Raw genomic sequence first — 7,674 nt, 5'->3', positions numbered from 1 at the left:
GGACCCATCGCCAAACCACGACAAATCCTCATCGTCAACGAACTCCCCAAAACCCGCAGCGGCAAAATCATGCGCCGACTCCTCCGCGACGTCGCAGAAAACCGCGAAATCGGCGACACCACCACCCTCGCCGACACCACCGTCATGAACCTCATCACCGACGGGCTTAAAAACGCCCCAACCGAGGACTGAGGGCGCCGGTGGCCTGGATCGGAGTAAGGGTGCCCTGCATGGCGAGCAGCCGGGCGTGGGCACGGCGGCGCAGCAGTCTGGGGAACTCGGCGGGCGGGTGCGACCGGCCCGCCAACTCGGCCGCCGCCTGGTAGACGACCGACTCCACAATCGGCGGCGCGATGGCCGGATGCTCGTCACCGAGGACCGCCAGCACGGCGTCCACGATCGCGCGAAGTCCAGAGGCGGTGGTCAACCGATCGGCAGCAGGGTTGGACATTGACACATAATCTCCTGTCAATGTGGTGTTCCGGTTGCCGCAACGTAACAAACCCTCCGTCCTCTTCGGACTCATCACTACCCAACAGGGCCCAGTCGGGTGACGGTTCACCCGACTGGGCCCCACCCATCCCACGACCGGCTGAATCGATTCGCTCAAGTGGCGGCTAGCCCGGAAGGGGAGAGACCGTTAGGTATGACCACCCACTTGGAGCACACCAACCACGACCACACCCACAGCGACGACTGCGGCCACCTGGCCATCCAACACGGCGACCACGTCGACTACGCCCACGACGGCCACCTGCACCGCCCCCACAACGGCCACTACGACGAGTGCGAGCCCACCGAGCACACCCCCCACCCCGCCCACGACCACCAACACGGCGAGAACTGCGGCCACCCCGCCGTCCAACACGGCGACCACCTCGACTACCTCCACGACGGCCACCGCCACGCCCTCCACGGCGACCATTACGACGACCACTAGGCCGTGTGTCGACATCGCAGCCCGGGAGTGCGGAGGAGCGGCTACTTCTTCGCCGACTGTCGGCCCGCCGCGGGCGCGAAGCCGGGCTCGATGAGATCGAAGATTTCCGCCACCGCGGCCAGCGGGTTCTCAGCGCCCCGGGCCAGGGAGTAGGCGTCCAGGGTGAAGCGGGCGAGCGCACGACAGGCGGTGGCGGACGCGGGCGCCTCGGGGTCTGAGGCGATGGCGGAGACGAGGGCCTGCTCGTGCCGCGCCCGCATGTTGATGGCAGCGACGAGGACAGTCGCCTGGTAGCGGAACGAGCAGCGAACAAGACCCCCACAAAGCCGCACCTCACCCTGCCAGGTGCTCGATGGGGTAAACCAAGCAGTGAACCCGCCCCCCGACCAGGCCGCGCCTACGCCAGCCCAGTGCTCGATGGGGTGGAGTGGTTTCACTGGGGGTGAAGGAAGATCCCTAAACTCGCCGTGGTCGTGGGGCCGAAGGCTCCCCACCCGTCTTTCCCACGACGGGATCTTCCTTCGTAGGGGCCCCAAAGAAACCACTCCACCCCATCGAGCAACCCCAAGCGTCAAGCAGCAGCAGCCTCAGCAAACTGCGTCCGATACAGCTCCGTATACCGCCCCCCAGCCGCAAGCAGCTCCTCGTGCGTCCCCCGCTCCACAACCCGCCCCGCCTCAACCACCAAAATCAAATCCGCCGCCCGAACCGTCGACAGCCGGTGAGCGATCACCAACGCCGTCCGCCCAGCCAACGCCTCCCCCAGCGCCTCCTGAACCGCCGCCTCTGATGTCGAGTCCAAATGCGCCGTGGCCTCGTCCAGAATCACCACCCGCGGCCGCGCCAACAACAGCCGCGCGATAGTCAACCGCTGACGTTCGCCGCCGGACAACCGATAGCCGCGCTCACCGACAATGGTGTCCAGACCGTCCGGCAGCGAGCGCACCAAATCAGCCAGCCGGGCCCGGCGCAAAACATCCCACAGTTCATCTTCCGACGCGGAAGGTTGAGCGAGCAGCAGATTCGCGCGGATCGACTCGTGGAACAGGTGTCCGTCCTGGGTGACCATGCCGAGGGTGTCGCGGATCGAGTCGGCGGAAAGCTCGCGGACGTCGACACCGGACAACCGGATCGCGCCGGAGTCGACGTCGTAGAGCCGGGGGGCCAGTTGCGCGATGGTCGACTTGCCCGCTCCCGACGATCCGACCAGCGCCACCATCTGGCCGGGTTCCGCGCGGAAGGACACCTCGTGCAGCACCTCGACGCCGCCCCGGGTGTCGAGGACCGCGACCTCCTCCAGCGACGCCAGCGACACCTTGTCCGCCGACGGGTACGCGAACCGCACCTTGTCGAACTCCACCGACACCGGGCCGTCGGGGACGGGACGCGCGTCGGGGGCGTCGGTGATCAGCGGGCGCAGGTTCAGGATCTCGAAGACGCGCTCGAAGCTGACCAACGCGGTCATCACCTCTACCCGGGCGCTGGCGAGCGCGGTGAGGGGCGCGTAGAGGCGGGTGAGCAGCAGGGCGAGGGACACCACCGCGCCGGGGTCGAGGCTGCCGGTGATCGCGAAGTAGCCGCCGAGGCCGTAGACCAGGGCGAGGGCTAGCGCGGAGACCAGGGTCAGCGCGGTCACGAACACCCACTGCACCATGGCGGTCCGCACGCCGATGTCGCGGACGCGGGACGCGCGGGCGCGGAACTCGCGGGACTCGTCCGCGGGGCGGCCGAACAGTTTGACCAGGGTGGCGCCGGGCGCGGAGAAGCGCTCGGTCATCTGGGTGCTCATCGCCGCGTCGTGGTCGGCGGCTTCGCGTTCCATCCTGGCCAACCGGTTGCCCATCCGGCGGGCTGGGAGCACGAAGACCGGCAGCAGCACCAGCGCCAGCAGCGTGATCTGCCAGGAGATGCCGACCATGACCACCAGCGTCAACGCCAGGGTGACCAGGTTGCCGACCACTCCGGAAAGAGTGTCGCTGAACGCGCGCTGCGCCCCGATGACATCGTTATTGAGTCTGCTTACCAGCGCGCCGGTTCGCGTGCGCGTGAAGAACGCGATCGGCATCCGCTGGACGTGGTCGAACACCCGGGTGCGCAGGTCGAGGATCAGGCCCTCGCCGATGCTCGCCGAGAGCCACCGTCCAACTAGGCCCAGCCCGGCCTCCAGCACGGCCACGACCGCGATCACACCCGCGAGGACGATCACGACACTGGGCGCGCTGCGGTTGACGATCGCGTCCACCACGCGTCCGGCAAGCACCGGGGTGGCCACGGCCAGCGCGGACAGCACGACACTCAGGATCAGGAACCGGACCAGCATGGCCTTGTGCGGGCGGGCGAACTCCCAGATCCGGCTGAGGGTGGCGCGGGAGAACGCCCGCCGGTCCTCGTGGGCGTGCATGGAACTGTAGAGCGAATGCCACGCCGTCATCTGCATGTCCACCCTGGAACCTCCGTGCTGTAGCGGTGTCCGGACCACGGTAGGACTTCCACCATTGTGGAGGTCAAGGCATCGCGAACCGAAACTGTCGGACCCTCCCCCTACACTCCGACCCGTGATCAAACCTCTCCGTGACTTCGGCGTCGGCTGCGGCCTGCTGCTGCGCGGGTTCCGGCTCGTCTTGGGCGACCGCGGCCTGCTGGCGCGCGGCGCGCTGCCCGCGCTGGTGACCAGCGTGGTGCTGTTCGCCGCGCTGACCACGCTCGCGCTCACCGCGGACGATGTGGTCACCTGGGCCACCCCGTTCGCCGACGACTGGTCGCCGACCTGGCAGAACCTGCTGCGGATCGCGCTCGGGGTCTCGGTGGTCGTCGGCGCGGTCGCGGTGTCGATGGTGCTGTTCACCGCGCTGACTTTGATCATCGGCGGGCCGTTCTACGAGAGCATCGCGGAGGAAGTGGAGGACAAGGTTCTCGGCGGCGTCCCCCAGGCGCGGCAGGTCGGGTGGGGCCGGGCGGCGTGGATCGGTTTACGGGACGCGCTGGCACTGGTGCTGCTCGCGGTGGCGTGGGCGATTCCGCTGTTCCTGGCAGGCTTCATCCCCGTGGCGGGCCAGACAGTGGTCCCCGTGCTGGCCGTATGCGTCGGCGCCTGGCTCCTGGCGATCGAGATGACGGCGATCCCGTTCGTCCGCCGCGGCAAGGGCATCGGCGAGCGGCGGAGGACGCTGCGGCGGAACCGGTCGATGACCTTAGGGTTCGCGGTCCCGGTCTACCTCTTATGCCTGATCCCGTTGGCGGCACTCGTCGTCTTCCCCGCGGCCATGGCGGGCGGAACCCTGCTCGCACACCGATTAATCCCGGCGGAGGCGCGCTGAACGGCGGCCATGTCCGACTCCATCGGCGGCCCTGGTCGTCCTCCCGGCGCCGATGGCCGCGCACCGACGGCCAAGACCAGAGGCGCACTGAACGGCGGCTGCCTCTGACCCATCGACGGCATCGATGGCCTTCCCGGCGGTGACGGCGGTCCGCACCCTTGTCCGCACCGGTCGATCCGCACCGGGAGTCCGCCGCGCCTGATGCCGGTGGCGACGTGGGTTGGCTGTGCGGCGGCGAGGGCGGGTGGTGCTGCTCGCCCACCGCCCTGGAGGCAAGCCGAAGGGCGGTCTTGGCGTCCCGTTGGCCCAGTGTTCTTCAGGCGGCGGTGAACGGGCACTGTGCTTGGGGGGCGGTTGATGCCACCGGGGCAGGCTGAACGGCGGTGTTGTGGTGATCACCGGGCTGGTTCACTCGGGGCACGGCGACCTCAGGAGGCGACATGACCAGCCCCACCCTGCGAGCGATCACCGACCGTGCGGCGGCCTATGGCGCGGCGTGGAACGCGCACGACATTGACGCGATTCTCGAATTGCAGTCCTCGGACATGGTTTTCCACCTGCATGTCGAGGGGTTCGCGGAGGTGCGGGGGGCCGACGCGCTGCGGGAGTTGTTCGGGTTCTTCTTCGCCGCTTTGCCCGACTACCACGCTGATCTTCGCCGGGCGCACCTTCGGGACAGCCTGGTCATCCTGGAGTACGACATCACCGCGACGCTGGCGCAGCCGTTTCCGGTGGGCGCGGAGGTGGGTGTGCCCACCGGGGAGCCGATGCGGGTCGCGGCGGTCGACGTGCTGCATTGCCCTGATGGCGGTCTGTTCACCCGGAAAGACACCTACGTCGACGGGTTCGCCCTGCGGCGTGGGCTCGGCCTGTAGCCGCACCGTTCCGAGCCGAGTCCGGTCGGATGCGCGTCCGCGCCAGTGGGCTTGGGCGAGGGGGCAGGGTGGGGCTGGTGTTTCCGGTGGCGGCATCGGAGGCACGGTGGGGGCGGGAGGCGCCTGGCGGCTCCGGAGGCACGGTGACGAGCGAAGGCACTGTCCGCAGGTAGGCGGCTCCGGCTCCGGCTCCGGCTCCGGAGCGACGGTGAACAGCGAACGCACCGCCCACAAGGCAGGCGACTTCGCAACCACGGCGAACAGCAAAGGCCCTGCCTGCAAGGCAGACGGCTCCGCAGCCACGGCAACAGCGAACGCACCGCCTACAAGGCGGGCGACTCCGCAACCACGGCGAACAGCGAAGGCGCTGTCCGTGGGGGCGGCTGCGGCTCCGCCGCTGGTGGGGGTGGTGGCGGAACCGGACTTCGCTGCGGTGATGTCGGCTGGGTTTGGTGGAGGTGTCGCCGCCGGGCGCAGGTGGTTGTGGGGGTTGGCGATGGCCAAGGGAAACAGCGGGCGGGACGTGGGGCTCGACTGCGGGGCACAGGGCGGGCGGGGTCCGCAGGCTCTATGTCGGGAGTGGTGGGTGGTAATGGCGCGAAACCGCTGGAAACCAGGTGGTGGTTACCGTGGTGCGACGCCCGGAAATTGAGAAAGGGTCAGGGTTTGCGGGCCACGCCGCCCAGGGCTGTCCAGTGGACTGGGCGTAGGGGGGCCATTCGGGGGCCGTCCGGCCACCATTCGTGGAGGTGGACCAAGCCAGGGGGGACCATTTCCAGGCCGTCGAAATAGCTTTCCACGGTGGCGAGTTCTCGGTGGACCAAGGCTACCTTGGTGCCTGCGAAAGCCGCCTCCAAATCGCGGACCAAAGCGCTGCGTTCGCCGCCGTCGGCGGGGTCCAGTTGGTGGCTGAGCATCAGGTACGAGCCCGAGGGAACGGCGTCGAGCCAGCCGCGGACGGTGGCGAGGGCCTGGGCGTCGTCTAGGACGTGGTGGATGATTCCGGTCATCATCACCGTGACCGGGCGGGTGAAGTCGATGCGCCTGCTGATCTCCGGGTCCGCCACCGCGCGGGCGGGGTCGGTGAAATCGATGTCGACTATGTGGGTCTGGTCGTTCTCCTCCAGCACGGCGCGGCCGTGGGCCAGGACCACCGGGTCGGTGTCGACGTAGACGACCTTGGCGGTGGGGCGGTGGCGCTGGACGATCTGGTGAGTGTTGTCGTTGGTGGGCAGGCCGGAGCCCAAGTCGAGGAACTGGTCCATGTGGCGCTGGACGGCCAGCATCCGCAGCACCCGGCCGACCCACGCCCGGTGGTCCTTGACCAACTGCTTGATCCCAGGGGCGAACCGCTCCACGCGCTCGACCACTTCCCGGTCCGCCGGGTAGTTGTCCCGGCCGTCGAGGAAAGCGTCGATCAGGCGTGCCTGATTGGGAGTGTCGAAGTCGAGCGCAGTCACCTGGGGGACCTCATCCCAGCAGGACCGGTCGGCACGGTGCATGCGCGGCTCCACAAACGACGGATGGCGACGGACAGTGAACAGAGTAGGACATGGGGTGGCCTCGCTGTACAGGCCCCGCCGCAAGGCGTACCCGGACGGCGCTAAGGCAGGAGCCCGCCGAGTTCACCCAGTTCGGGGACGGTTGGCGGGTTTGCGCCAGGTCTCGAACAGGTGATCGCGGCGACCGCGTTCGCGAAGCCCAGCGCGGCCTCCAACGCCTCCACACCGAGGTCGCGCGGGAAATCGCCGGCGAGCACGCCCGCGCGGGAAAGCCAGCACAGCAAACCGGCGGTGAACGCGTCACCCGCCCCGACCGTGTCCACGACCGCCACCGGCGGACCGGGGCGGGTCGCGACCGCGGCGGCGGTGACGGCATGCGCGCCGTGTGCACCGAGAGTGACGACGACGAGATCCGGGCCGAGGTCCAGCCACGCGGCGGCGCGCTCGGCGGGCGCGTCGCCCGGATAGAGCCAGGCCAGGTCCTCTTCGCTCACTTTCACCACGTGCGCCAAGCCGACCTGCCGCTCGATCCGCTCGCGTTCCCGCTCGACCGGGCCCGCCAGCGACGGCCGGACATTCGGGTCGAACGAGACCGCCAGACCGGCCGCGCGGGCCTCCACCATGGCCGCTTCGACCACGGCGGCGCCGGGCGCGAGCGCTGTGGCCAGCGACCCCGTGTGCAGGCAACGGGCGCCGGTCAGGGCGGGGGCCGCGCGGATGTCCCAGGCGATCCGGAAGTCGTAGCGGGCGACGCCGTGCTCGTCGGTGGCGGCGAAGGCGACGCTGGTGTCGGCGGTGTCCGAGGGCAGGTCGCGCACCTCGACGCCGGACGCGGCCAGGTGGTCGCGGATCATCCGCCCGAACAGGTCATCACCCAGACGGGTGCCCAGGACGGCGGGCAGGCCAAGCCGGGCGAGGCCGAGCGCCACATTGGCGGGGCTACCGCCGGGATGGGCGGTGAACACCCGGCCGTCGTCACCGCCCGCGATGAGATCGGTGAGGGCCTCGCCGACAACCATGATCATCCGACGCTCCCCGGC

General features: G+C 69.3%; 9 protein-coding genes. 4 read left to right on the top strand and 5 right to left on the bottom strand.

From position 1 onward, the window contains the following. Nucleotides 1-192, top strand: a 192-nt coding sequence (locus ACZ6SD_RS27870) for a hypothetical protein (RefSeq protein WP_465319970.1), incomplete at its 5' end; no start/stop codon positions are given. On the opposite strand, the gene ACZ6SD_RS27865 is transcribed toward ACZ6SD_RS27870, so the two are convergent. Continuing rightward, nucleotides 167-451: a hypothetical protein gene (locus ACZ6SD_RS27865; protein WP_465319969.1), complete on the bottom strand. Its 285-nt coding sequence runs from the start codon at nt 449-451 to the stop codon at nt 167-169. The two genes, ACZ6SD_RS27870 and ACZ6SD_RS27865, sit on opposite strands and share 26 nt — an antisense overlap. 195 nt (nt 452-646) lie before the next feature. Between ACZ6SD_RS27865 and ACZ6SD_RS27860 the strand changes: the two genes are divergently transcribed. After that, nucleotides 647-940 carry a hypothetical protein gene (locus tag ACZ6SD_RS27860; protein ID WP_465319968.1) on the top strand — a complete coding sequence of 98 codons (294 nt, stop codon included), beginning with the start codon at nt 647-649 and terminating at the stop codon, nt 938-940. 41 nt (nt 941-981) lie between these two features. Here ACZ6SD_RS27860 and ACZ6SD_RS27855 read toward each other — a convergent pair whose 3' ends face one another. Both ACZ6SD_RS27855 and ACZ6SD_RS27850 read right to left on the bottom strand, forming a co-directional pair. Beyond that, nucleotides 982-1,272 carry a hypothetical protein gene (locus ACZ6SD_RS27855; RefSeq protein ID WP_465319967.1) on the bottom strand — a complete coding sequence of 97 codons (291 nt, stop codon included), beginning with the start codon at nt 1,270-1,272 and terminating at the stop codon, nt 982-984. A gap of 239 nt (nt 1,273-1,511) precedes the next feature. Beyond that, a complete protein-coding gene (locus tag ACZ6SD_RS27850) occupies nt 1,512-3,371 on the bottom strand; it encodes an ABC transporter ATP-binding protein (protein ID WP_465319972.1) in 1,860 nt (619 codons plus the stop codon). Between the two features lie 124 nt (nt 3,372-3,495). Between ACZ6SD_RS27850 and ACZ6SD_RS27845 the strand changes: the two genes are divergently transcribed. Then, nucleotides 3,496-4,257, top strand: coding sequence for an EI24 domain-containing protein (locus ACZ6SD_RS27845; protein WP_465319966.1), 762 nt, complete (start codon nt 3,496-3,498; stop codon nt 4,255-4,257). Between the two features lie 440 nt (nt 4,258-4,697). Next, a complete protein-coding gene (locus ACZ6SD_RS27840) occupies nt 4,698-5,132 on the top strand; it encodes a nuclear transport factor 2 family protein (RefSeq protein ID WP_465319965.1) in 435 nt (144 codons plus the stop codon). A 659-nt stretch (nt 5,133-5,791) separates the two neighbouring features. On the opposite strand, the gene ACZ6SD_RS27835 is transcribed toward ACZ6SD_RS27840, so the two are convergent. Beyond that, nucleotides 5,792-6,592 (bottom strand): SAM-dependent methyltransferase, encoded by an 801-nt coding sequence (locus ACZ6SD_RS27835; protein WP_465319964.1) that lies wholly within the window; start codon nt 6,590-6,592, stop codon nt 5,792-5,794. A 143-nt stretch (nt 6,593-6,735) separates the two neighbouring features. Beyond that, nucleotides 6,736-7,659 (bottom strand): carbohydrate kinase family protein, encoded by a 924-nt coding sequence (locus ACZ6SD_RS27830; RefSeq protein WP_465319963.1) that lies wholly within the window; start codon nt 7,657-7,659, stop codon nt 6,736-6,738. Nucleotides 7,660-7,674 lie beyond the last annotated feature (15 nt).

The sequence above is a fragment of the Actinokineospora sp. NPDC051303 genome, assembly GCF_055586285.1.
Note: the sequence above shows the minus strand (reverse complement) of the source record. Positions and strands in the feature narration are given on the sequence as shown.